Below are 24,113 nucleotides of genomic sequence, written 5' to 3'. Positions count from 1 at the left end.
CTAGTCATCAAGTTGATGTGAGGACAGAAACGACACGCACCAGAATGCCAGCGATTGAAAATCTTTTGCCGCCTGACTGGCCGGCGCATAGTGCTGAACTGTCGTAAGGTTGGCGACACTGTCCATGAGAGCCGTATCCTGATGAACAATAACCGGGACCAGAAGACCAGCCAGTTCCTGTTTCAGTACCAGCATAAAATCGCGGCCAACTTCCGTTTCTGGCTGGTATTTATTGGCGATAAATCGCAGCTTGCCTTGTTTGCTTAACACCTCTGCCGCAGGATGCGACTCTAACCATGACTGTAAAACCGTGTAGCTGACGGCATCTGGCGTTACAACAACAAACACCGCATCCATCGATGCCACAGCTTCTGTCAGGTATGAAGCATTCAGATCGGACATTTCCGCATGAAACAACATCCATTGCTCCCTGTCGGCAGAATCAAGCAGGTAGGTTTGCTTATTCAGGTCAACCAAGTACTGTTCGCGCGAAGCGTCAAATTGCTGTCTTTGTTCCGGTGACAACTGGCCAAAAGGTAATAAGGCAGCACCCTGAGGACTCTCAAAGCCAGCCTCATACCATGGGAGCCCTTTGAACAGATGGTGTGCCCATCCGTCAGTAGTAAAATTAGGAAGACCAAAATGAAGGCGCAGCAGGTTAGCCGGCGCCGTATCAATCGCCAGCACATGCTTGTTGATCTTAACCAGAGCCTGAGCTAGGTTGGCGGTCACTGTCGTTGCGCCGCATCCACCTTTTAGGCTGACAAAAAGTAGTCGCTTCATACAGTATCCTGTTGTTCAGTGCCAGCAAAGGAGTGCCCTTTCTGGTCTGTATGGGTTGAAGCGATATCTTCATTTGACTGCAACACCAGCCATTTACGACGAGCCCGCAGGTACGCTTCCTTTTCTGTAATTTCAATGTACTGGTGATTGTTCACCTTATATGATGCATAGATCGCATTAATATCTTTTGCTGATTCTGACACAACAATCATCCACTAATATGAGAGGGTTAACGCAACCTTGATGTTGCTTACGAAAATACTAAGAAGAAGCTTGAGCTAGGCACGCTACATGAAAAACCAGACTGTTAAGTTTTTGTAATCAAGTCACAAACAAGAATCAACACAATATGGTAGAATTGAGACCTTAGTTCTGCACATCACAAGCATTGTCATCAAAGAGGATGAATCTGATAAGAACACATCATTAAGAATGATATTATCCCTGACAATATAATTACTTGTGATTTTTTGCTTGTAATTAATTGATTTACTTATCCATTAACAACTATTGCGCAAAATTGTATATCTATTTTTATTTTTTATCAATTTAGTTTAAGATTAAAGCGCCATTTTTTTGTCACTAATGATAAAATTCTGTCAGAAGACGTTTAAAGGCACTAACTGAAAGGCTATAACCTTTCTTAAGTTGCAAGAATTTAAGGTATTTTTATGTCTGGCATTCAAGGCCTAACTGCTATTACAAGCGAAAAACAGCTGAGATCTGTTTATGTCAATTTATTTTCACATAAAAGCTTAGCAATCGATTACCTTGCAAATTCTTGCTCTGTTGAAGATAACATTACCTTTACAAGCTGTTCTGATAAAGAATCCTTTTATTCGGGATTAAACAACCACAGCCAAGAGCAATTTAATGCTTGCGTCAATTCACGAATAAAGAATACCTATTTCCTTAATATTAAATACTCATCAAAGTTAATTAATATTTCTGATCTATCTGAAGATCTGTGCCGTATTAAAATTCAGAATAAATCCATTTTTATTCTTCTTATTCCTGACGCATTACTTTCAAATAGCAGTGATGCAGAAATTAATGATTTTTTGAAAAGGTTCAGCTCCTTTTCAAAAAAACACACAGCAACAGTACAACTTTTTATATACGGTTCACTGGCACTGTCCCTGCTAAAGCCCAAGCTGCTAACAGCCAACAGTTATTTATCAGGTCTCGCAACGATGACCGTACTGGACGAGTACCGTTACAGTTACCTGGTGGATTTCTGGTCTAACACTCACGGTGTAAAGTCAGATGTTGAGTATATTTTGTCCCGGCTCGAAAATGGCGAAATTATTGCCGAGACGAATGAAAGTGCAGCACCAAGCATGCTAATTGAAGATAAAGCAGACAGTGAGCGTATGTATCTGAGTCAAGATGTACTTGGCGATAATACTATTCCGCCCAAAGGCGTGTATATCGCAGAGAACAATAAAGCCTTATTAGGCTTACTCCAGAGTCCGCGTGCTTCTACGGTGATTTTCAGTTGCAGCAGTCAGAGCGAGATCCGTCAATTAACGATTGATTGCTTCCAACTTCGTAACCGAGCTGGTAATCAACTCAAAATCATTATTCGTGAAACCAGTCAGTGTTTACGTTACGCGGATGAAAAGTTTCTTATGCGGGCGGGGGTGAATCTGATCTCACCTTTCCAGGTGCCATTCGTAAGATTCATGACACAGGTTGAAGCTATTCAAGGACAAATACTTATCCGTCCTCAGCCAAAGAGTCTTGAAGAGTTGCTTAAATTTGATCAAAAGTTCGGCCGAAAAGGATATTTACACAATAGCGACTTTACACATTATTGTCGGGACGTATTGAATAAATCCCTACAATCTAATATTCGCTTTGCGTTAATTCGCCTTCAGTTACTTCCGGGTATGAATGCAGAAGAATGTTTACGTCTTTGTCATATTCGCCGCGATGGCGATGTTATTACTGCGAGTGATAAAGCGCTATATGTTCTGTTTAGTGCAATCAGGCAAGATGACATTAATATTGCGCTAAACAATATTTTTGAGTTTCCGGTGAGGGATTTGTTCCATTCTGTTCGAACTTTCGAGAATCACCATGATATCGAAATTGAGCTCAAAAAGATTGATGAAAATGAAGTGATAATTTCTGAAGAAGTTTCAATGCTGGCTACAGAGAAACGTATTTTCTCATCAAAACCAACATCAAACGAAAACACGCCATCACTTTATGCCGTCAAAAAACCGCTTTCAGTTAAGGTGAGCGCATGAATATTAATGATTTCCTACTCACAACCGGAATTAGTTTAACCATAGGATTGCTTGTAGGTTATTTCATTCGGGATTTAATTGAGAGCGGTAAACGCTTTTATCAACGAAATCTCAAACGTTCGCGTTACTTTGAACAAGATATGACTACTAAGAAATAAGACAACCAGACAATGACGACCACTTCGAAAAACACCCCAACCCTACTGCAGGGACTTGGTTGGTGGAACATGTACTTTATTATCAAGATTGCCTTGTTTTTACAGGGGGTAATAGACTTCCACCCTGTCGAGAACTTTGCTCTGCTACTGTTGATCTTGTTTCCACTGCGTCAGAAAGCAATCAATGTGACCCGCCATATCGTTGCGGTTCCATTGGCTGTCTGGTTGATGCACTACGATTCATACCTGCCCCCGTTGGATCGGCTATGGGCACAAACCGGTCAGCTGCTGCAGTTTGAAACCGCTTATCTCATCGAATTACTGGGACGACTTGTCACATATCAGGTAATGATCGTGCTGTTCGTGCTCTGTACGGCCTATTACATATTGAGTAAGTTTTTGCGTGTGTCGGTACTTGTTGTAGCAACCATGATGTACATCAGCATCCCCCAACAGCAGACAGCACAAACCGTGGTGGCAGCGCCGATCACAAACCAGCAAACAGGTACTGCGGCCGGTAGCAAAGGAAACATGACAACAACACCTGTTGAAATCAATGACAGTGTTCTAAACAACCTTAAAGCGGACTTCTTTGAACGGGAATCAGCTCGTCAGGTTAACTTCAGTGCAGACAGCAGCAACGATGTTCCGTTTGATCTGTTGTTTCTCAGTATCTGTTCTGTTGCTTGGGATGACATCGAAATTACCGGCCTTGGTGACCATCCCCTGTTCAAAGAATTCGACATTATGTTCGATAATTTCAGTGCTGCTACCTCGTACAGTGGTCCGGCGGTCATTCGTTTGCTTCGAGCCAGCTGTGGCCAACAAGAGCAAGACGCGCTCTTTGAACCTGCACCAACTCAACAGTGCTACCTTTTCGACAACCTGAAAAACCTGGGCTTTGAAGAAAACCTGTTATTGAACCATAACGGTGTATTTGACAGCTTCCTGGATTTGATCCAGAAAAACGGAAATCTGCAAGCCAATATGATGCCTCAGACGGGATTAACCCCTTACCAGAAGTCATTTGATGGCTCGACAATTTTCAGGGATAAGCAAGTCTTAAATCATTGGTGGAACGAACGCTTGTCCAGTAACAGCGACAAAGTTGTGGCTCTGTACAATACCATCTCGCTTCATGACGGTAACCGTATCATCAGCGCCAACTCGTCAACCTCCATGGTGAGTTACAAGCGACGCCTCAATAATTTACTGGATGACTTGTACGATTTCTTCCAGACCTTGAAGGCATCAAAACGCAACATCGTGGTCGCACTTGTTCCAGAGCACGGAGCAGGTATGCGTGGTGATCGGATGCAAATCTCCGGTATGCGTGAAATACCGGCTCCGACCATTGTTCACACACCAGTAGGGCTAAAAATCTTTGGTGAAGGGATGGAACGTATTGGTGACAGCGTCGCAGTGAAGGCACCATCCAGTTATCTGTCTTTATCTCAGTTGGTGGCGAACATCCTTGAACAGGACATTTATAAAACCAAGCGTTATTCTCCAATCGCTTTAACTAAGGGTCTGCCTGAAACTCGTATGGTTTCTCAAAACTCTGGTTCTACGATGATGGAAGTAAATGGCAAGTATTATGTCACGCTGGATGAATCAAGCTGGAGTGAATACCCGGTTAAATAACGCAAACCACGTACCTCAGTCAGCCAGGAATAGATCATTCGACTGACTGAAAGACCACAGTACTCATCCAGTAACCCGCCGGATGAGTACTGCAACCTCAGGCTAAACTCTATTTAACCTTCTGGCCGCGTATGCTGAGCCGTTTTATCGTTCCTGCCGTCATCATTTACATCGGAAAGAACAATGAAACCTGACCTTCTAACTACCATTAGCAGTGATATTTTGCACTTTTCCTGCCACAGCGCACCGGGCAACCGCTTAGCACTGTATCTGCAAAATTGCCGTTCCCGCAGTCCCAATTGCCATACTCCTTCGTCTTCTCTCCCCTCAACAGATGTTGTGAGTTACCGGGTTCCATCTTGCCTGTGCGACCCTGCTGCCAACACTTTTGCACTGTCCGTTGAAGAGGCATTGACGCATATTCATCGCGAGCTACCTTTTATATCTGGCATCACGATTAGCTGTAATGAGGCAACACTGAAAGCCGATCTGGCGTTAGAATTGACGGTGGCGCTTTTCTCCGCCATCAAAAACAGTCCGGCACTGTGTCATTTGACTTGCTTGATCGACAGTAGCGGTTGTTTCAGTGAGGAAGGCTGGCTGAGACTGATGCCGTTTATGGATGGAGCGATGATTGATCTTCAAACCTGGCAAGCAGATACCCACCAATGGGTCACCGCTCGAGATCAGCACCGAGTAATTAGATCAATTGCTTTACTGTCACGTCATGACAAAGTGGAAGCGCTGAAATTGTTTTATATTCCGGGCATCACAGATTTTGAAGAAGAGTTAATTGAGCTTGCCCGTTGTTTAGGACAATTACCAGATAGAGCGCAGATTCAAATCAATCGATTTCAGCATCATGGTATGGATAGTGAGGTAGTGAACTGGGATATCTGCACCCACTATCAAGCAGTCGAATTTACTGAACAACTCAGGTTACTGGGAATAACCAGCGTCTGCCAAAGCGGGCTTGAAAAGAGGAAGAGCTAATGTGGCAAGGCAGTGCATTCGCTCCGACCCATCCGCTCCATTCATTCACTTTTCAATGCTTTCGATTTTCAATAGTATCACTTTTCAATAAAGAGGCAGATGGCTGGAACTCTGGTGATTAGCTCTCGCGAGCAACATGGACAATCTGCTCATAGAGCCACCGCTGGGCTGGATCATTCATGCCGGGCTGATGCCACACCAGTGAGTAAGCCACTTCACCGTAATCAAACGGCAGGGATTTAACCACTAAGCCCTTAGCCTGCCGCGCCGTTTCCGCCCACTTTTTCGAGCAGGTGAACAACAAATCGCTTTCGTGACACATGACTGCTGCGCTGCCAAAATCAGGCAGTTGTACTGACACCCGACGATGTCGGTGCTGCTGAGCCAATTGCAATTCAAAATATGGCACCGCGAGTTCACCATCAGAGATGCCAACATGGTTAAATCGCAGGTAATCATCAATCGTTAACGAATAAGCGGCCAGCGGATGCTCAGGCCTCATCAGGCACACCATCTCGTCATCCAGCAAACGTTCCCAGACCAGGTTACTCTGCGAGCTGGGCGGCTGGCTTTTGTCATGCGGCAAAATGATAAAATCCAACTGACCTTTACTCAGGCTATCGAACCCCATACTATCCCGCGAACAGATTTCCAGTCTCATGCCCGGAGCCTGACTCAATACCCGCGCGGACAATCGAGCAGCCAGCAATTCAAATGTACTTTCACGCATCGCCAGAGAAAACCGCCCCTGATAAGACGCCGGATCAAATGCCTCCTGCGTCAGCATCTGGTTCATTTCATTTATCATCTGGTGCACGGTTGGCCCCAGCCGACGAGCCAGCGGTGTGGCAATCAACTGATTACCGTGCCGGTAGAAAAGCTCATCATTGAGGCTTTCACGTAACTGACTCAGGGTTTTACTGACAGAGGAAGGACTCAGGCATAGCCGCTCAGCACTCACCGTCACGCTCAGAGTGTCCAGCATGACATGCAAAGTGATGAGGTGTTTCATACTGACACGCGACAGCTTGATAAGATCCATAACCCTTCTCTGGCTGAACAGTGGTAACAAAGGACGTTTAAACGTGAAAAAAGCCAGCAGTGAACCTGCTGGCTTATTGATAGTATCTGAACCGAGTGGTTATCTTCAAATGAAGATTTATCTTACACCATGCAGAAATTCAGCACGGGTCGCAGGGTTTCGTTTGAAAATCCCCCCCAGTGCCGTTGTGGTGGTCACACTCGTCGCATCCATAACACCACGCGCTTTCACACAGTAGTGAGTGGCATCCATGGTCACAGCCACATCGTCACTTTCCAGCAAGGTTTGTAGTGCAACCAGAATCTGCTGAGTCATACGCTCCTGCACCTGCGGGCGCTGAGCAAAGAAGCGAACAATGCGGTTGATCTTTGACAGACCAATAATTTTGCCACGCGGAATATAAGCGACAGTCGCTTTACCGTCGATAGTAACCAAGTGGTGCTCACAGGTACTGGTCAGTGTAATGTCTTTAACACGTACCATTTCATCACAGTTCATTTTATTTTCAATGACCGTGATTTTTGGGAAGTTGGCATAATCCAGACCAGAAAAGACTTCGTCGACATACATTTTCGCGATGCGATGTGGTGTCTCAACCAAGCTGTCATCGGTCAGATCCAACGACAAAAGCTCGAGGATTTCACGCATGTGATACTCAATCCTCTCTTTTTTCTCTTCGCGGCTGACAACCTTGTCGGTCATCGGGGTTTCAAGGCCACGATCAATCAGTGCCTGGCGCACCTTCAATGCAGATTCGCTGTATGCAGTCATTCTTTTCCTCCAACCGGCTGGCCGTACGACAAAACCATCTGCAGTTTTTGACTGAGACAACTTTCCGCTCCCCTTCCCCGTCATAAATCGGGACTGTCTTCTTTTCGCTGTAAGCAAATCGCATGCAATAAAAGAAGACCTGAGCTCCTGAACCTTCCGCAGCGATGAACACGAAAGACGCCTGAAACCCAGCAATGACATGAGATGAGAGCATGCCAGCAAACTTTGAGACCGAAGGATACCTGTAAATGGGAACAATTACACCACGAATTTGATCGGGTATTAGTGAACAACTTATTTTTTTGTCATAATAAGTGCTTACACAAAACAACGAAGATTATAGACGGATAGCAATTATGGGATGTTGTGACACACCAGGGTTGATGCCAGTTGAAGACGCACTGCAGAAGATTCTGGAACAAGTTAAACCACTGGAAACCGTCAATACGGTATCCCTGGCAGATGCCATGGGGCTGGTACTGGCTGAAGATATTCGCTCGCCGATTAATGTACCGCCTTTTGCCAACTCAGCGATGGATGGTTACGCCCTACGCAGTGCCGATCTGGCGCAGTCAGATACCTTGACCCTTGCCGGTAAATCATTCGCCGGGATCCCGTTTGAAGGCACCTGCGAAGCAGGCCAGTGTATCCGTATCATGACCGGTGCCCAAATGCCGGACGGTACTGATACAGTAATTATGCAGGAAGAGACCGAAGCGCATGGCGAGCAAATTCGCTTTCTGACGAAAGCGCCGGCGGGTGATAATGTGCGCCCGATTGGTGATGATGTTCGCCAGGGGGATGTTGTGGTTGCCAAAGGCACCCGTATCACCGCACGTGAAATGCCGTTACTTGCCTCTCTGGGTATTGCTACCCTACCTGTTTATCGTCGCCCTGTTGTTGCTTTCTTCTCAACCGGTGACGAACTTAGTCCGGTGGGTGAACCACTGGAAGCCGGGCAGATCTATGACAGCAACCGATACGGCATTCGTGCTCTGCTGGAAAAATTCGGTTGTGATGTGATGGATTTGGGCATCATCCCGGATTGCCCGGAAAAACTGCGTGATGCCTTTGCGGCGGCCACTAAAGCGGATGTTCTGGTCACTTCCGGCGGCGTCAGCGTCGGTGAAGCAGACTACACCAAAGATATTCTGGATGAGCAGGGAGAAATTGGTTTCTGGAAAATTGCCATGAAACCGGGCAAGCCATTTGCTTTCGGTACCATCAAAAACACCTGGTTCTGTGGTCTGCCCGGCAACCCGGTATCCGCCATGGTAACGCTATACCAGCTGGTTCAGCCTATGTTGGCTAAACTGTCTGGTCATACTCAATACCAGCCACCGCAACGCATGAAAGCTAAAGCGGCGACTGTCTTTAAAAAACGTCCGGGTCGGGCTGACTACCAACGCGGTATTTATCAGATTAATACCAATGGTCAGCTGGAAGTCTCCACCACCGGTAATCAGGGCTCTGGCGCGTTCAGCTCAATGCACCTTGCAAACTGTTTTGTCATCCTTGAGCAAGAGCGCGGTCGCGTGATGCCTGGCGAAGAGGTGACTATTGAACTGTTTAACCAGGCCATGTACTAATTCAAGGCAGTAACTGACAGGATATACCCGTGGTAGAACTTACCGATGCAGAGATGCTGCGTTATAACCGCCAGATCATTCTGCGCCAATTTGATTTTGAGGGTCAGGAGGCACTAAAAAGTGCTTCTGCCCTGGTACTGGGAGCTGGCGGACTTGGATGTGCCTCAACCCAGTATCTGGCTGCAGCCGGTATTGGCACGTTAACCCTGATTGACGACGACAAGGTGGAAGTCTCAAACCTGCAGCGTCAGGTACTGCATAACGACAATACGGTCGGTATGCTCAAGGTTGAGTCTGCGAAGCAAGCATTACAGACCATCAACCCGAACGTATCCGTCTCCACCATTGCCGCACGTCTTGACGACAGCGCTCTGCATGATTTGATCGAAAAGCACGATATCGTGCTGGATTGCAGTGATAACGTGGAAACCCGTAATCAGCTGAATCGTTTGTGCCACCAGCTGAAGACGCCTTTAGTGTCAGGGGCCGCCATTCGCATGGAAGGCCAGATCAGCGTCTACACCTATCAGGCCAATGAACCTTGCTACCAGTGCCTAAGCGCACTATTTGGACAACAGGCACTGACCTGTGTCGAAGCCGGAATCATGTCACCTGTGGTCGGTATCGTGGGCGCAGTACAGGCAATGGAGACCATCAAAGTGATTGCTGACATGGGGCAGCCCTTGTCAGGAAAAATCCTGATGCTGGACGCCATGACTATGTCGTGGCGCGAGATGAAGCTCAGTAAGCAACCTGCCTGCCCGGTGTGCGGATAACAGTCGCCATCAGCTCATTGATATAAACGGGCAGCGAACAAGAATTAATCGGTTTATTTGTTCACTGCCCGCTTTCTTATTGTCGATTTTATTTTGGTTTCCTGCTTCTGACAGGCTCACTGGTAAACAGGCGAGTTCGCGGACTCCCCTATGCTCCGTACTATTACGGCGTTGCCTCTTCAAATTTTGGCGACAATCTCGAAGCTATATTTTGACAATGACGATTGTGCTTGCGCACCGCCATATTGACTCTCAGCAATCAGCGCACTTTCCCTCCTGCTTACCTCCTGCGCTTGCGGAGGCTCCTTCCAAATCGATCAAGTTCTCAATTCACCGACTAACCTTCTATAAGGCAATCACAACGCACTAGAATAGATTCAAAGACTTAGCGTTATCAGATCCCTTAGCTCAGGAGTATCTCATGCAGGACTTATTCACGGTTATCGTTACGGTATTTATGGGTTTTTTTGCCATTATGAACCCCATTGCCAATACCGCAGTATTCGTCGGCCTCACCGGACAACAATCCGTCGAACAGCAACGCAGAACCGCTTTTAAATCAGTATTTACCGCTTTTTTGGTTGTCGCCGTATTCAGCCTTTTAGGCAAAGCCATTTTCTCGCTTTTTGGTATCACACTACCGGCATTACGGCTGTCTGGCGGTATTCTGGTTTTTATCGTCGGCTACCACATGCTGCAAGGCAGTAGTTCAACCATGCACAGCTCTACTGACAATTCTGACCAGGACATTGCCATTTCCCCGCTCGCAATCCCGATTCTGTCCGGGCCCGGAACCATTGCCACCGCAATGAACTACTCGGCAGCAGGAGGATTCTTGCAAATTCTGGTAACCATCGTCGCTTTTGCCATTTTGTGTGTCATTACCGTGGTTTGTTTCCTCTACGGTCAGCGGCTTGTGAAATATATGGGTTCGGAAGGCATAGGGATTGTCACACGTCTGATGGGACTCATCCTGACAGTCATTGCGATGCAGATGTTTATTCAGGGTGTGCATGATGCCAAGCACCTGTTTGATAAGCTGACCTGATTCGCCTGACCGTAACCAGAACGTGTCTCAGAGCAAGATCCTAATGCACTGTACAATGTATGGAATTGTATGGATTTAGGGTCTTAATAGTGCATTGCGATAAAAAGTCGTTATGATAGCCACCAACAAATTGAACAACGTTTTATATCAAGGTTATGGGCGACCCATGCGGATATAAAACCGCGATACAAACACAATGGCTTTCGAGAACGACGATGAATAAAGCAAGCATGACACTCTGTGGTTTAACTGCACTGATCCTGGCAGGTTGCGCCACCCCTTATGACACCGACAAAAGCTCCTTCTGGTCATTCGGTAAAGGATTCGAAGTAAGTAACCTGTCCAGCGATACCTGGCAAATCAGTTTTGTCGGTAATGAATACACTGATCGCACCAAAGCCCGTAATTACCTGCTGCACAAAGCTGCGGAACTGGCGCAGAATGCCGGTTACCCTTACTTCATGCTGCGTGGCGAACAGAATTATCGCGATCAGACCGGCACCAGCGGTTTTGGTACCAGCAGCCATGACTTTCTCTATGGCGTAGGCAACATTACTTCAGAAACAACCGTCATGGTAGAAGCTATCGGCCTGAAGGAAAAACCGCAAAACAGCACCCTGCCAGTCTACGAGTCAGGCTTTATCCTGCAGAACATTCAGGTTAAGTCTTAATCGCAAGTCAGGCTGCTACCACCAGCTAGCAACGTTTAATCGAAGATAAAAAGCCGGACCATGGTGGCCCGGCTTTTTCTGTTTTGATCTTGCTGATTTATTTCCGGTTGCCTGATTCCTCCGTGTGATACGGCAGTATCTGTAACAGGCATCAGGCTTCAGGCTTCAGGCTTCAGACTTCAGGCTTCAGGCTTCAAAGTTCAGACATCATACGAATTACTGGATTTTATACAGATCACGGGTGTACCGGGCATCCGACGCATTGGTGGTTGAGTATCCACCGACTTTCGGGTTTTTCAGCACAGAACGTGTGTAGTGATACAGCGGGATAGCCGGCATCTCTTCTGCAAAAATCTGCTCAGCCTGCTGATAGTAATGATTACGTCCTTTACTATCTTTTGCGAGAATTGCTTTCGCCATGACCTCGTCATACTTCGGATTTGACCAGTCACCGTAGTTCATACCCTGGCTGTCAAAGAAAGACAGGAAAGTCGATGCTTCATTGTAATCCCCCATCCAGGCATAACGGGCCACACTGAAATTACGCTGTGACAGTTTTTGCAGAAACGTTTTCCATTCCTGATTGGCGAGTTCAACGTCGGCGCCCAGCGTTTTCTTCCACATCGAAGACATGACAATGGCCAGCTTTTTATGCGCTTCCAATGTGTTGTAAACCAGTTCAAACTTCAGCGGATTCGCCGCGTTAAAGCCTGCTTCTTCCAGCAACTGTTTCGCTTTCTGATTACGCTCTTTCTGATTCAATTCACCCCAACTCAATCTCGGCGCAGCAAAACCGTCCACTGACGGTGGTGTCAGGCCATAAGCGGGAATCTGTCCCTGCCCCAGAATCACATTAGTGACAACGTCACGGTCAATCGCATAAGCCAGCGCTTTTCGTACCCTCGGGTCATCAAACGGCTTCTTGTTAACATTGAACAAGTAATAGTACGTGCCGAGCGATGGCATGGTCAGCAGTTCATCCGGGCGCTGCTTCTTAATCGCATTGTACTGCTCCAGCGGAAACGACGACGTAATATCAATTTCCCCGGTACGGTAGCGATTGTATTCAGCGGTCATATCAACAATCGGCAAATATTTCACCTGGTTGATAACGGTCTTCGCGTTGTTCCAGTAATTCGAGTTTCGTTCCAGCACGATACGCTCATTCAGCGTCCATTCTTTCAGCTTGTAAGCACTGCTGGTAACAATATGCTCTGGCCTCGTCCAGGTGTCGCCGTGCGCTTCAATGGCTGGCTGATAAACCGGATAAGTGGATTCATGTACCAGCATTTTCAGCAAATACGGTACCGGCTTATCCAGCGTGATTTGAAACGTCTTATCGTCCGGAGCAGAAACACCCAGCTCTTCTACCGGCACCTTCCCTTCACTGATTGCGGTGGCATTTTTAATGTGTGCCGTACCGTAATACCAGGCATAAGGCGCGGCTGTTTTAGGGTTGATGACACGTCGGAAGCTGTAAACAAAATCACCGGCGGTAATGGGTTCACCATTGGACCAGGTGATGTTATCGCGAAGGTGGAAGGTATAGACTTTACCGTCAGCGGATTGTTCCCACCGGGTAGCGAGCGCAGGAATGATTTCCCCTTCAGGACTTTGAGTCACTAACCCTTCAAACATATCACCTATAACACGGGAACTGGCAGAGTCAGATGAGAATGAGGGATCCAGCGTGGGCACCTCATCACCGTTACCGCGTACAAGCACCTGCTCTTTTGCCAGTGTGACATCAGACGGCACATTTGCGGCCCAGGAGGGTGAGCTGGCGACAAGTCCGATAACCGCTGCGATAACGGAAAGTTTACTTCCTTGCATATATTGTCCTTTAATGCAGTTGTCTCTTTAGTGAAAACACCCATTAACATACACAGTTATAAAACATGACGATAGGTTTTCGGTCACAAAAAAACGGACAAAAACCATGCAAAAAGCCATGCCTTAAAACAAGTCAAACTGTTCCGATTAAGTCATACAAAACTGACAGCTTTTCATAGAGTTAACCGTGATTGAAAGCCGAAGGATAAACAGGCGATTTACGATGCTTTTTTATTCTTTTTATCCGCTTGGCTAAGCAATTGTTTCAGTACCCCGATTTGTTGTTTCATCGCGAGATACCCCGCATCGACTGCCGCTTCACGCTCCGGCGTGCGCCCGAAATTTACCAGGCTGTTATCCGGTGGGATGGGAGTGATCACCATATCAGCACTGGCAATTTCATCGCTGGCCAGCTGACAGCTTTGCAACCAGAAGGTATTCGCCATGGTATCAACGGCCTTCTCTCCCAGTGGAGGTGGTTGACTGCAGAAAACATCGACGGCAATAACGACATCGGCTCCCAGTTGGCGGGCGGCATAAACCGGCACCACAGACAGCACCCCGCCATCCACCAGTACATCCCCATGATGATTAACAGGCACAAATACCCCAGGTACACTGGCTGAGGTCTGAACGGCCTGCCCTACGTCACCGGCAGTAAACACCACCGGTTTATGACGGGTCAGGTTCGTGGCAACAATGCCGGTTGGCATTGGTAGCTTGCGTATATCATCGTAGGCAACATGTTTATTAACCCACTTCGCGAGCGCCTTTCCTTTCAGCACACCCTCTGGCGAGAGGTTGACATCGGTAATGTCATGCTCGGCAAATTGAAACAGCAGGCGATGAACGGCGCTGTAATCATTCGCACTGTATAACGCTGCGGCAATGGCGCCCACAGATGTCCCCGTTACAATATCTGCTTTGATACCCTCTTCTTCCAACGCCTTCATCACTCCAAGATGCATCATGCCTCTGGCAGCACCACCGCCAAAGGCAATCGCCAGTCTAGGGGGATAGCGCCCGGATGAATCAGTACGTGGACTCGACGGAACAGAATCAGCTGGCCGACGAATCTCAGTTGTTTGCAAGTGGTCATACTGATTGACCGTGGAACATCCCGACAACGTCAATGATGCCAGTGGAACCAACACCAGCATCGTAAGTGCGTTTCGTAAATGGTGAAAAGGTTGCATCTGGAGCCAAACATGTTTCCTGTACGCCATACCTCACTCCTCCGGACCCGATCTAAGCCCTAACCGCGCAAGTTCCTTCTGATCTTCCTTTTCGTCATACGCTGCTATATCCCTGAACGTGAGGTGAGTAATACGTTTGCGCCACAGATTGTCCGGAATATGGGAGAAAGATGAACGGTACTTGCTGTTAATTTCCAAAACCAGCACAGCAATCTTATCCAATTCCAGGTCATAAAGGCGTGATGGCAGAGACAAGATTACCGGAAAATCAGTGACTTCACTCACCTGCGATTTAGCCAGATACGGTCGCTGGGTATCTCCCAGTAAATAGTGACGTTTAAGTACCATGTACTTGCTAGGGATCGATTCCTGCGAGTCCCACCAGATGCCATCAACTGCATCCAGCGCCATTCTGGCCTGCGTCTTGTCAACGGCATCCAGCTGACGCAGACTGGCATCCAGCCACAGCGTCAGATTCCGATTGTAGTCTTCTTCACTTAATATCTTGCGCTGCTGAATCAGCGCCAATACCAGCTTCGCCCCAAGCATGTTGGAATAGAGATCTTCTATCGAGTAGGCAGAGATCGTCTCCGGCCAGGCTGTAAAGCTGCTGTAACCGTGCCACTGGGCAATTTCATGGGATTCTGCTTTGAAATAGGCCAGTCGGGCTGCAACATGAGCGGCGATTTGCCACCGCTGTTCGGCGGTCAGCGCTGACGTATCAAAAGCTTTTAGTTCGATATACCGAGGACCAAGCTCCGAGGGCAATTCAATACGATGGGCCTTGCCTAAGTGAGCCAGGATGTCAAAAAACAGCGCAATAGTATCGTCTGCGGTATCCCGAACATGCGCCAGGTCGATAAACCCACCGCGCCTGGTGTACATCAATCCGTTATTCTCCCCACCCGCTTGGTTCAGCGCAGAAGCCGACGCGGGGGTAAAATGGTAAATACCGCTGGCAAATTTATGCGGGCCCACATCCTCTCTGGCTCGCAGGTTGTCGAGACGGAAAAACGGCACCGGGACAGCGCCGACATTCACTTTCTGCATATCACCAAATGCGCAGCATGGCCTGACATTCTGGGGAACCCGAAACTGAGGGTAATGATGCTGACTGAGTTGCCACGAATCTTGGTTGATCGCCTCGCCATTCAGCATGGCATGAATCTGCTGCTCATCAGGCAGCGTGTTTGTATTCCACGATTGTGTCGTGCATCCCTGTACGGCCATTATCACGGCTGATAATAGAAAAACACTGAAAGTCTGTCTTTTCATAGTAAAGAAAGCGCCATATGCACTGAAAAATGTTGTTTCCTGAGAGGCTGTGTTAGCTGGATGCTCTATGCATTGGATAACTTATTGGCAGGATTACCTATTTAACTAACTGGCCACATAGCCAGCCGGGCAGTCCAGCCCCTAAAAGGCTTCATTGATAGAAAAGTAAAAACCGCTCTGATCGTTGCCAAACCCCATATCCAGACGGAGGTTCACCCGCTGCTTTATTTCAAAGCGATAGCCAACACCGGCTGAATACAGCCATTTGTCCTGCCCCAGCTCGGAAAAGTCGCTGGCTAAGGTGCCGCCTCCCAGCCAATACACCATCCCGTGACGTCCACCCAGCGGCCTTCGGTATTCCACCTGAGAAAGCAACATATTGCGATCGCGGTAATGCCCTTGCTCATAACCACGCAATGCATCGGCACCACCCAGTAAGGCCATTTGATCCCAGCTGACATCACCGCGGTTAGATTCGAGCCGCACCTGCCAGGCTACAATTCCTGGCATGCCGGGTATCCCTTTCAGCGTCAGGTAATCGCTGTAGTTCAGTTTTATCCGTTCGAAATCATGATCCGAGCCTAAGGCTTGATCAAAATAAAAGTATTCAATCTGAACGAGTCGGCCAGACGAGGCATTCAACGCAAAGTCTCGGGAGTCATAAGTCAACGAGGCTTTTAGACCGATGTGGTTTTGTTTATGCGGAAAAGCGGTCATTGCTGGCATATCCGCTGCGTCCCGATAAGCAATATCTGAGTTACCGTTTACAGAGCTGTTTGCTACAAAACGGGGGGGTTCATCCCCTGTGTTTACCGAACCGTCACTGGCTTCCGTGCGAGTAAATTGCGCCCCCAACCCGAAATACGTAGAAGGAAAGATTTTCCTTTTTCCTTCCATTGAAACCGAATACGCCCGTCGAGTGTAGTCAACTCGAGGGTTGTACTGTCCGGCATCAATCCCGACCCCATAAAAGATATCCGGTGAATCAATCACTTCTGCGTTAAAGTACAACCGATATGTATCACGCTGAAGGTAACTGGCGTTGCTGACAGACAAACCATACGCGCCGTTTATCGACGCAAAGCCATTCAGCGTCACTGCGCTGGGTTGCGATACCTGATCATTCAGATCGGGTAAATACAGCCCAATCGCGGAAACCCCAACCCCCAGCTTTTTCTCCGGGGTATAAAACGGCCCAGGCATGACACTCCAGTCGATGCCTTTTTCCGGCGTAAATTGTCCGTCAGCACCCAGCTCCAGCAACAAGTCGGAAAACCATGCCTGAGTTCGCTGATACAAGCTGAGGTCATTGTCAGCAGGTGGTGTCTCGTTTCCCGCCGCGGGTTTTGCCACCGCGGACACGGTAAACAACATCGCAAGCCATAGTCGCTTATGCTTCATACTGACTTAAAACCGCCGACCTAAGGAGAAAAACAAGGTCTCGCGGCTACCGAAACCGGCCTCAAACAAGGCTTCCCAATCGCGGTTGAAGGCATACTGAAAACCAATCACCGAGTTCCATTTGTCTTCCGCATGCTGACTGACCTCAAACTCACCATCGGGTGCCAGTGATCCAAGCAGGTGGTCGAGTTCTGACGGAAGCCCAATATCACGTAGGTTGCCGGACAAAAACTGTTCAACGTTCTGATACATCGCACCGGCAAACACCCGCAGCTCCCTGCCGCCGTCATATTCCCAGCGATAACCGACCCGGGGTGCCGCAACAAACGTTTTGATATTGCCGTTAATCGCCGAAATGCTGGTGTAGGTATAGTTCATATCAAGCAAGGCAAACCAGTTGCCAATGCCACCCGCCAGTGTGGTGCCGACCCCATACGTGCCGCCATCCATATCGAGCACAAATTGGGTATTCTCCGGTAACGATTCGCCGCCCTTGTCTATGGCGGCGCACAACAAGCGGTTAGGATTCAGCAATCCCGGAAACTGACTGGCATCACAGTGGACCGCATTGATGTTTGCCTTACTTTTCCCCTGGGTATAACCGATGATGCCGTACACATTCATAAAAGGGAAAACCCAGACATCGCCACGTAAAGTAATGTTTGAGCCTGAAAAATGCGCCTGCCTGGCATCCACATCAACGGCGTTGAGTACGGGGTGGCCTGAAAAAGAAATGCTGTCGATAGTAATCGGATTATTCATGTCCATGTAAGACAGAGATAACCCATAAGGCTTAGGTAATGTGTATCCGCGCTGCTCTGCTTCCTCGCCCCAGATAGGGAAAAAACTGTCCTGGGCACTGAGGCACGACGAGGTCAATGCGGTAAGTAATAATAGTTTTTGTCGTTTCAAGGTGGTGTTTCAACCTATCCGCCCATTAACCATGAGCTAAAAGTGGTTATTAAAAGGGGGCCAGTATGGTTTCGGAATACTTAATGATTTCTTAATCAACCTTCCAATAATCCCAAGAGTCATATTTTCAATGTGTAACAATTCATGATTTTAACGCTAACTCATTGTCGGCATGTGGAATTATTCAGCGCTGTTTACATGTAAAAAAAGAGGGGGAAATGAGAGGCAAGCAAGAGGAAAAGAGATGGGAAAACGTAGGTCAATTGTGGTTCTCCTGTCGCACCTGATACACATGAGAAACACACGGGGAAACGGGCGAGATAACCGGCATAACGCACGGATAAAAAAATGCCCCGTGAATACGGGGCACTTTCGAAGCAGTATTAGTTATCGTTCAGACGGATACCGTCACGCTCGATAATGATCAGTCCCTGTTTGTATAAGCTACCGATGGTTTTTTTGTAGGTCGCTTTACTGGTACGGAACTCTTTAAAAATTTCATCCGGGCTGGATTTATCGCTCAGCGGAATGAAACCGCCTTTGCGTGCCAGTGTGGTCAGGATTTTATCTGCCAGATCATCAACGCGTGCACGACCCGCTTTTTGCAACGACAGGTTAATCTTGCCGTCAGGACGAATCTCTTTAATGAACGCTTTCAGCTTCTTACCCGGGAACAGTTTACCGAACGCTTCAGTTTTGAAAATCAGTCCCCAGTGCTCACCTTCAATCACTGCCTTGAAGCCAAGATCACTCACTTCGGCAATCATTACCTTTACTTCTTGGCCTACTTTGTAGTTTGCAGGGGTTTTATCCAGGAAGCGGTTAAACTTGGTACTGCCCACGATACGACCTGATGCCTTATCTGTGTAAATGCGCACCATGATTTCCTGTCCGACTTCCAGACGACGGCGCTGCTCACTGAACGGAACCAGCAAGTCTTTCTCCAGACCCCAGTCAACAAACGCTCCGACACCGCAGATACCCACGACTTTCAGGCGTGCAAACTCACCAACGGTCGCCAGTGGCTGCTTCGTGGTCGCAATAATTTCGTCTGATGAGTCAAAATAAACGAAGACTTCCAGTTTATCACCCAGCTGAGTGCCGGCAGGAACGGAAGCATTTGGCAGCAGGATGTTACCAAAGTCCTCACCACCATCAAGAAAGACGCCAAAATCTACCATCTTAACGACTTCTAATGTGTTGTATTGTCCGATTCTAATCATTCTCTCGACACTCTCTGGATACATGACATGGCGACGTTACCCACAGGCACACAACTTGTCACAACATGTCTCACAAACTATGGCCGCGCATTATACGTGATGTTACTCCACTGCGCCTGACCTATCTTAAAATTATTGGCTACTTTTCCACCTGTCAGCCTTATCATGGTGAATAAGCCATGCTAATAACTGATTAATTCATCTAAAATTAAAGTCATTTCCGACGCCTTAATACATACTGTCAGCCCCCTACTGTTTCCCCGCGGCCCGAAAGAGGATAAATACAAGCGTGATCACTGTTGAAAAGAAAGACGGACATAAGATTAAAATCTCTCATGTCATTCAGGAAACCACCAACAGGCAGCTTGACCTCTTCATTTTTGTCCCCGGCGAACTGGGGCTGAACAGCCATATTATTTCCGCTGACGAATTTTACCATAATGCCATTCAGGGTAAGCGGACTTACTACAGTGACGTGAACCATTTACCTTTGGTACACAGTCGGCTGGCCAGTCGCGGTAAACTCTCTACCGAGCAATACCGTCTGAGCCTGAGCCTCTATGCCTTCCAGTATGCGCTGGCATTAGAAAAAACGACCCAGGCGCTGCTTGATTCGCAGGAAGAGCGAACGCTGGAAGAAGTCGAGGAAGTCGCCCAGCTCACCATCCGTATCCTCAAGCGTCTGCGCCGTAATGTGCCGTCCGACAAGAAACTGCACAAATACTACGAGAACATCGACAATTACCTGTCATGGTTTACCGAACAGCGCCTGCTGGAGCTGGTTGCCCACCTGCCACGTAACAGTGAATACAGCAACATCAAAACCATGCTGCTGGAAGTGTGCGAAAACGAGGCCGAACACCGACTGAATCACGAGTACAATTCGTCAAAAGCCCGGTCTGATTTAACCCGGATGTCCAACAAAATGCGTCTGCTGCGACGGTTGATCGAATATCCGGTCACCATGAAAGAGAAGACGGACGAGCTGGGTCAGAACACCCGCAAAATTGTCACCGGTTTTGCCGCAGGTTTTGTGATGATTTTCGTGACCCTGATGCTAATCAAAGCCCGAGGCGTACTCGGGGACATTACCGCCTCCTTTATTCTGGCGTTGTCTTTCATTTATGCGGCCCGCGAAGTGTTCAAGGACGACCTCAAACTCATGCTCTGGCGCTGGGTACGCAAAGGCAAACCTAAGTGGCGCAAACAGTTTTACGACGTCAACACCAATCAATTGATTGGCCGTCAGCTGGAATGGATGGAGTATTGCAGTTTCAAAAATCTGGATGAAGAAATCCGCCAGATTCGTAAACACAAGGTCTCACAACGGGAAGAAACCATCCTGCATTACAAAAGCACCACCCGTATGTCTCCCACTAAATTCCTGAGTGGTTATGAACAGACGCTGGAATCGCTGATGCTGGATCTGCGCGGTATCACCAAGCTGATGGAAAAAGGCTCTCAGAAAATCTACCAGCTTAACGATGGTCAGGTTTCCAAGGAATCGGTCGATAAGCGCCACCTGATCAACCTGATCACCCGTGAAAGGGATGAAGACAACACGGTGCGAATCCAGCGCTGGAAAATCGTCATGAACCGCTCAAAAATCGTTGATATTGAGCCAATAGAGACCGAAAGCAGCACCGAACCTTCCGGGCTTGAATAGCCCTACTTTCTTTCCGTTGTAACCTGAGACCAAGTTGTTACGCTTAAAGGGAGAATTTTAAATCCGAGCCCTTTATGAAAACACTGTCGCAACTGGTTTTTAATAACACTTACCGTCAACTGCCAGCGTCTTTTGGCACCCCGGTTTCTCCTCAACCGCTGGATGACCCATTTCTGGTCAGCGTGAATCAGAAAGTCTGCCGCTGGCTGGAGCTGGATCCGGCGGATGCCGCGACGCCCTATTTCATCGACGTGTTTACCGGCAACGAAGACCATGACGGGTTTGAACCTTTTGCCATGAAATACACCGGTCATCAGTTCGGCCAATATAACCCGGACCTCGGCGATGGCCGCGGCCTGCTGATGGGCGAAATCGTGACGTCTGAAGGTAAAAAGTGGGATGTCCACCTCAAAGGGGCTGGCATGACACCCTACTCACGTCAGGGCGACGGACGGGCAGTATTGCGCTCCAGCATCCGTGAATACCTGGCCAGTGCCGCCATGGAAGGACTGGGGATAAAAACCACTCATGCGCTGGCCGTGTTATCCAGTAACACGCCGGTTTATCGTGAACGTATTGAGCGCGGAGCGACTCTGATCAGAATCGCGGAAAGCCACATCCGTTTTGGCCATTTCGAATATTTCTTTTATACCAACCAGCACGCAGAATTACAGTTGCTGGCCGATTATCTGGTTACACACCATTTCCCCGAAATTGCCCAGCAGTCTGACAGCCGTGACCCTGAGCGCTATTCCCTACTATTTCGGGAAATTGTCCGCCTCACCGCCGAGATGATCGCAGACTGGCAGGCCGTCGGCTTTGCCCACGGGGTAATGAATACCGATAACATGTCTGTACTGGGGCTCACCTTCGACTACGGTCCGTATGGCTTTCTGGATGACTATAACCCCGGCTTTATCTGTAACCATTCCGACTATTCCGGTCGTTATGCCTTTAATCAGCAGCCATCCATTGCCCTCTGGAACCTGTCTGCACTTGGCTACGCCCTGTCACCGCTGCTGGACAAAGAAGCTATCGACGATGCTCTGAACAGTTATCAACCAATACTGCAGACAGCCTACAGCCGGAACATGCGCAGCAAACTCGGACTCAAAGAAAAACGGGATGAAGACACGCCGCTGTTTTCCGATTTGTTCCAGCTGATGACCCAGCAAACCGTTGACTATACGCTGTTTTTCCGCACCCTATCGGACATTGAGAGCTCGGCGCTGCCAGACGCGGCAGAACAATTCGGTGCTTTCGTGAAGCAGCAGCCACCACTAAAAGAGTGGCTGGGGCGCTATGCAGAAAGACTGCAACACGAAGTCGTGCCGGACGAAGAGCGTCTCACCCTCATGCGCGCCGTCAATCCGAAATACATTTTGCGGAATTATCTGGCGCAACAGGCCATTGAAAAAGCAGAAGGCGGCGACTTCGCAATGATTGATCAGCTGCTGCATGTACTCGAAACGCCATATCATGAACACCCTGATTACGCGTATTTCGCCGACCTGCCACCGGAATGGGGTAAACACCTGGAAATCAGCTGCTCATCGTAGCATCGTCTTCAGGCACTCTGGTCAACAGCCAAACAAAGCCCGTCCGAGCACCTAATAGGCTCGGACGGGCTGCTTTTTGAATCGGTGATTTTGCGATTTTTTTGTTAACTAGATTTTTGGGTTAACTATATGGTTAGCTGTTTGGTTTGCTTGCGGGAAAAGGCAAGGGGGAATAGGTGAAAGGCAGCGCCCGATCCCTTCCCTCACGGCTTCTTTAGTAAGCAATCACCCGAGTCATCCCCTGTTCCAACAGCCACTGCTGCAGGTTCGGTGCCTTGCTGATAAAGTGGCTGAGTACTTCTGCCGGTTTACCGGCTTTGCGTGCTGCACGGAGAGACTGAGCAACCAATTGCAACACGGCTTCGTTCTGATCATCATGCAGATATGCGAGCGCCGGATGATCAAAGTCCACGCCCAGCGCAAACCGGGCAAGCTGGTCAACATCAATGATCAAACCATCAAAGTAGTGCAGGAAGGTTTCAGCAGTCAGGGCATTTGCCGGCAACTCGGCCATCAGATGCACCTTCAGGCCGTCGGTTCCCCGGCTGAGCCCCTGCTCGGCCAGCAAATCCATCACTGTCGCCGCTTCGCTGAACGTGCGTACAAACGGGATCACCAGCTCTATGTTTTTCATTCCCGCTGACAAACGTGCCCGTTTGATGGCCTCACATTCCAACTCAAACGCCTTGCGAAAGGTGTGATCAGCAAAACGCGACACACCACGCAGCCCGATCAGCGGATACGCTTCTTTCGGCTCTAACTCCGCCCCCGGCAGCGCCTGACGGTGGCTGGAATCCGCGCCACTGAGACGAACACGCAGCGGCTGCTCTCCGGCCAACTTCGCCGCCTGCACCAGGTGCTCTGAAAGGGTCGAAACAAAAAATTCAGCCGGATTTCCCTGACAGCGCTTCAGCAACGACTGCTGGCTGTCCTGAGCAAGCTCAGCCACATACGCGGCAGCATAAGGGTGAATGTTCAGTTCACTGATTAAGTCATCCATTGACACCAAACCTATCGACACCTGTCCGATGGCAACATCCTGGTTTGCCAGTTGTTCTGACGACGTCATCACCGTCATGAATTGAAGTCCAGACTGAGCACAACTTGTCATAAGGCACCTTACTGCTAGCGAATATGCACATTGATAGAATGGCAGGCTCCGGACAGCTATCCCGAACATGCGCGACTGGTATTCAACTTACTGACAACATATGGATAACGCAAGGTGTTACTGGGCATCCCGTCTTTCCTTTTGAACAGGCAGATATTATTCCTGCAAGACTATTAGTTGACAGCATATTGATCGGCGGATTGCTTC

Annotated in this window: 21 protein-coding genes; 10 read left to right on the top strand and 11 right to left on the bottom strand. The window is 48.4% G+C overall.

The window, feature by feature from the left end; genetic code table 11:
• Both bcsQ and PGW97_RS07335 read right to left on the bottom strand, forming a co-directional pair.
• Complete coding sequence (bcsQ, locus tag PGW97_RS07340; RefSeq protein WP_207103180.1) at positions 1 to 783, bottom strand: cellulose biosynthesis protein BcsQ; 783 nt, start codon at positions 781 to 783, stop codon at positions 1 to 3.
• Positions 780 to 986: a hypothetical protein gene (locus PGW97_RS07335; protein ID WP_146149649.1), complete on the bottom strand. Its 207-nt coding sequence runs from the start codon at positions 984 to 986 to the stop codon at positions 780 to 782. The genes bcsQ and PGW97_RS07335 overlap by 4 nt, the downstream gene beginning before the upstream one ends.
• 468 nt (positions 987 to 1,454) lie before the next feature.
• Between PGW97_RS07335 and bcsE the strand changes: the two genes are divergently transcribed.
• The 4 genes from bcsE (at position 1,455) to PGW97_RS07315 (ending at position 5,833) form a co-directional block, all read left to right on the top strand.
• Positions 1,455 to 3,038 carry a cellulose biosynthesis protein BcsE gene (bcsE, locus tag PGW97_RS07330; protein ID WP_273859501.1) on the top strand — a complete coding sequence of 528 codons (1,584 nt, stop codon included), beginning with the start codon at positions 1,455 to 1,457 and terminating at the stop codon, positions 3,036 to 3,038.
• On the top strand, positions 3,035 to 3,196 hold the full coding sequence (locus tag PGW97_RS07325) for a hypothetical protein (protein WP_207103182.1): 162 nt from the start codon (positions 3,035 to 3,037) through the stop codon (positions 3,194 to 3,196). The genes bcsE and PGW97_RS07325 overlap by 4 nt, the downstream gene beginning before the upstream one ends.
• 12 nt (positions 3,197 to 3,208) lie before the next feature.
• Positions 3,209 to 4,840, top strand: coding sequence for a cellulose biosynthesis protein BcsG (bcsG, locus tag PGW97_RS07320; RefSeq protein ID WP_207103183.1), 1,632 nt, complete (start codon positions 3,209 to 3,211; stop codon positions 4,838 to 4,840).
• A gap of 183 nt (positions 4,841 to 5,023) precedes the next feature.
• Positions 5,024 to 5,833: a YjjW family glycine radical enzyme activase gene (locus tag PGW97_RS07315; RefSeq protein WP_146149650.1), complete on the top strand. Its 810-nt coding sequence runs from the start codon at positions 5,024 to 5,026 to the stop codon at positions 5,831 to 5,833.
• 118 nt (positions 5,834 to 5,951) lie between these two features.
• Here PGW97_RS07315 and PGW97_RS07310 read toward each other — a convergent pair whose 3' ends face one another.
• Entirely contained in the window at positions 5,952 to 6,875 is a 924-nt protein-coding gene (locus tag PGW97_RS07310; RefSeq protein WP_047885500.1) for a LysR family transcriptional regulator, read from the bottom strand.
• A gap of 117 nt (positions 6,876 to 6,992) precedes the next feature.
• On the bottom strand, positions 6,993 to 7,646 hold the full coding sequence (folE, locus tag PGW97_RS07305; RefSeq protein ID WP_047885501.1) for a GTP cyclohydrolase I FolE: 654 nt from the start codon (positions 7,644 to 7,646) through the stop codon (positions 6,993 to 6,995).
• Positions 7,647 to 8,002: 356 nt separating this feature from the next.
• Between folE and moeA the strand changes: the two genes are divergently transcribed.
• The 4 genes from moeA to PGW97_RS07285 all read left to right on the top strand — a co-directional run bounded on the left by moeA (position 8,003) and on the right by PGW97_RS07285 (position 11,730).
• The gene (gene moeA / locus PGW97_RS07300; RefSeq protein ID WP_207103184.1) at positions 8,003 to 9,235 is read left to right on the top strand and encodes a molybdopterin molybdotransferase MoeA; all 1,233 of its coding nucleotides are present in this window, start codon (positions 8,003 to 8,005) and stop codon (positions 9,233 to 9,235) included.
• 29 nt (positions 9,236 to 9,264) lie between these two features.
• Complete coding sequence (gene moeB / locus PGW97_RS07295; RefSeq protein ID WP_207103185.1) at positions 9,265 to 10,011, top strand: molybdopterin-synthase adenylyltransferase MoeB; 747 nt, start codon at positions 9,265 to 9,267, stop codon at positions 10,009 to 10,011.
• A 421-nt stretch (positions 10,012 to 10,432) separates the two neighbouring features.
• Positions 10,433 to 11,059: a MarC family protein gene (locus PGW97_RS07290; RefSeq protein ID WP_047885504.1), complete on the top strand. Its 627-nt coding sequence runs from the start codon at positions 10,433 to 10,435 to the stop codon at positions 11,057 to 11,059.
• Between the two features lie 215 nt (positions 11,060 to 11,274).
• The gene (locus tag PGW97_RS07285; protein WP_047885505.1) at positions 11,275 to 11,730 is read left to right on the top strand and encodes a CC0125/CC1285 family lipoprotein; all 456 of its coding nucleotides are present in this window, start codon (positions 11,275 to 11,277) and stop codon (positions 11,728 to 11,730) included.
• 216 nt (positions 11,731 to 11,946) lie between these two features.
• On the opposite strand, the gene PGW97_RS07280 is transcribed toward PGW97_RS07285, so the two are convergent.
• The 6 genes from PGW97_RS07280 to PGW97_RS07255 all read right to left on the bottom strand — a co-directional run bounded on the left by PGW97_RS07280 (position 11,947) and on the right by PGW97_RS07255 (position 19,570).
• On the bottom strand, positions 11,947 to 13,563 hold the full coding sequence (locus PGW97_RS07280; protein WP_047885506.1) for a peptide ABC transporter substrate-binding protein: 1,617 nt from the start codon (positions 13,561 to 13,563) through the stop codon (positions 11,947 to 11,949).
• Positions 13,564 to 13,781: 218 nt separating this feature from the next.
• Positions 13,782 to 14,789: a patatin-like phospholipase family protein gene (locus PGW97_RS07275; RefSeq protein WP_084712568.1), complete on the bottom strand. Its 1,008-nt coding sequence runs from the start codon at positions 14,787 to 14,789 to the stop codon at positions 13,782 to 13,784.
• 3 nt (positions 14,790 to 14,792) lie between these two features.
• Entirely contained in the window at positions 14,793 to 16,034 is a 1,242-nt protein-coding gene (locus PGW97_RS07270; RefSeq protein WP_217391203.1) for a DUF4056 domain-containing protein, read from the bottom strand.
• A 141-nt stretch (positions 16,035 to 16,175) separates the two neighbouring features.
• Positions 16,176 to 17,435 carry a BamA/TamA family outer membrane protein gene (locus tag PGW97_RS07265; RefSeq protein WP_047885507.1) on the bottom strand — a complete coding sequence of 420 codons (1,260 nt, stop codon included), beginning with the start codon at positions 17,433 to 17,435 and terminating at the stop codon, positions 16,176 to 16,178.
• Positions 17,436 to 17,441: 6 nt separating this feature from the next.
• The gene (locus tag PGW97_RS07260; RefSeq protein WP_047885508.1) at positions 17,442 to 18,347 is read right to left on the bottom strand and encodes a hypothetical protein; all 906 of its coding nucleotides are present in this window, start codon (positions 18,345 to 18,347) and stop codon (positions 17,442 to 17,444) included.
• Positions 18,348 to 18,730: 383 nt separating this feature from the next.
• Positions 18,731 to 19,570: a CvfB family protein gene (locus PGW97_RS07255; RefSeq protein WP_207103189.1), complete on the bottom strand. Its 840-nt coding sequence runs from the start codon at positions 19,568 to 19,570 to the stop codon at positions 18,731 to 18,733.
• A gap of 289 nt (positions 19,571 to 19,859) precedes the next feature.
• On the opposite strand from PGW97_RS07255, the gene PGW97_RS07250 reads away from it, so the two are divergent.
• Together PGW97_RS07250 and PGW97_RS07245 are read left to right on the top strand one after the other, a co-directional pair.
• Complete coding sequence (locus PGW97_RS07250; RefSeq protein ID WP_047885510.1) at positions 19,860 to 21,236, top strand: hypothetical protein; 1,377 nt, start codon at positions 19,860 to 19,862, stop codon at positions 21,234 to 21,236.
• 74 nt (positions 21,237 to 21,310) lie between these two features.
• Positions 21,311 to 22,795 (top strand): protein adenylyltransferase SelO, encoded by a 1,485-nt coding sequence (locus tag PGW97_RS07245; RefSeq protein ID WP_047885511.1) that lies wholly within the window; start codon positions 21,311 to 21,313, stop codon positions 22,793 to 22,795.
• A 214-nt stretch (positions 22,796 to 23,009) separates the two neighbouring features.
• On the opposite strand, the gene PGW97_RS07240 is transcribed toward PGW97_RS07245, so the two are convergent.
• Positions 23,010 to 23,873 carry a putative PEP-binding protein gene (locus PGW97_RS07240; RefSeq protein ID WP_242551809.1) on the bottom strand — a complete coding sequence of 288 codons (864 nt, stop codon included), beginning with the start codon at positions 23,871 to 23,873 and terminating at the stop codon, positions 23,010 to 23,012.
• Positions 23,874 to 24,113 lie beyond the last annotated feature (240 nt).

The organism is Photobacterium sp. GSS17, from assembly GCF_028621875.1.
In the GTDB taxonomy this organism is placed as follows: domain Bacteria; phylum Pseudomonadota; class Gammaproteobacteria; order Enterobacterales; family Vibrionaceae; genus Photobacterium; species Photobacterium ganghwense.
The sequence above is the reverse complement of the archived record's forward strand: the minus strand, read 5'-3'. Positions and strand labels throughout refer to the sequence as shown.

Excerpts from the sequence above, each read along its gene's own strand:
- PGW97_RS07275 (WP_084712568.1), bottom strand. The coding sequence starts at position 14,789 with ATGGCGTACAGGAAACATGTTTGGCTCCAGATGCAACCTTTTCACCAT.
- folE (WP_047885501.1), bottom strand. The coding sequence starts at position 7,646 with ATGACTGCATACAGCGAATCTGCATTGAAGGTGCGCCAGGCACTGATT.
- PGW97_RS07265 (WP_047885507.1), bottom strand. The coding sequence starts at position 17,435 with ATGAAGCATAAGCGACTATGGCTTGCGATGTTGTTTACCGTGTCCGCG.
- PGW97_RS07325 (WP_207103182.1), top strand. The coding sequence starts at position 3,035 with ATGAATATTAATGATTTCCTACTCACAACCGGAATTAGTTTAACCATA.
- bcsG (WP_207103183.1), top strand. The coding sequence starts at position 3,209 with ATGACGACCACTTCGAAAAACACCCCAACCCTACTGCAGGGACTTGGT.
- PGW97_RS07310 (WP_047885500.1), bottom strand. The coding sequence starts at position 6,875 with ATGGATCTTATCAAGCTGTCGCGTGTCAGTATGAAACACCTCATCACT.
- PGW97_RS07290 (WP_047885504.1), top strand. The coding sequence starts at position 10,433 with ATGCAGGACTTATTCACGGTTATCGTTACGGTATTTATGGGTTTTTTT.
- PGW97_RS07270 (WP_217391203.1), bottom strand. The coding sequence starts at position 16,034 with ATGAAAAGACAGACTTTCAGTGTTTTTCTATTATCAGCCGTGATAATG.
- moeA (WP_207103184.1), top strand. The coding sequence starts at position 8,003 with ATGGGATGTTGTGACACACCAGGGTTGATGCCAGTTGAAGACGCACTG.
- PGW97_RS07245 (WP_047885511.1), top strand. The coding sequence starts at position 21,311 with ATGAAAACACTGTCGCAACTGGTTTTTAATAACACTTACCGTCAACTG.
- bcsQ (WP_207103180.1), bottom strand. The coding sequence starts at position 783 with ATGAAGCGACTACTTTTTGTCAGCCTAAAAGGTGGATGCGGCGCAACG.
- PGW97_RS07255 (WP_207103189.1), bottom strand. The coding sequence starts at position 19,570 with ATGATTAGAATCGGACAATACAACACATTAGAAGTCGTTAAGATGGTA.
- PGW97_RS07280 (WP_047885506.1), bottom strand. The coding sequence starts at position 13,563 with ATGCAAGGAAGTAAACTTTCCGTTATCGCAGCGGTTATCGGACTTGTC.
- bcsE (WP_273859501.1), top strand. The coding sequence starts at position 1,455 with ATGTCTGGCATTCAAGGCCTAACTGCTATTACAAGCGAAAAACAGCTG.
- PGW97_RS07285 (WP_047885505.1), top strand. The coding sequence starts at position 11,275 with ATGAATAAAGCAAGCATGACACTCTGTGGTTTAACTGCACTGATCCTG.
- PGW97_RS07240 (WP_242551809.1), bottom strand. The coding sequence starts at position 23,873 with ATGACGGTGATGACGTCGTCAGAACAACTGGCAAACCAGGATGTTGCC.
- PGW97_RS07315 (WP_146149650.1), top strand. The coding sequence starts at position 5,024 with ATGAAACCTGACCTTCTAACTACCATTAGCAGTGATATTTTGCACTTT.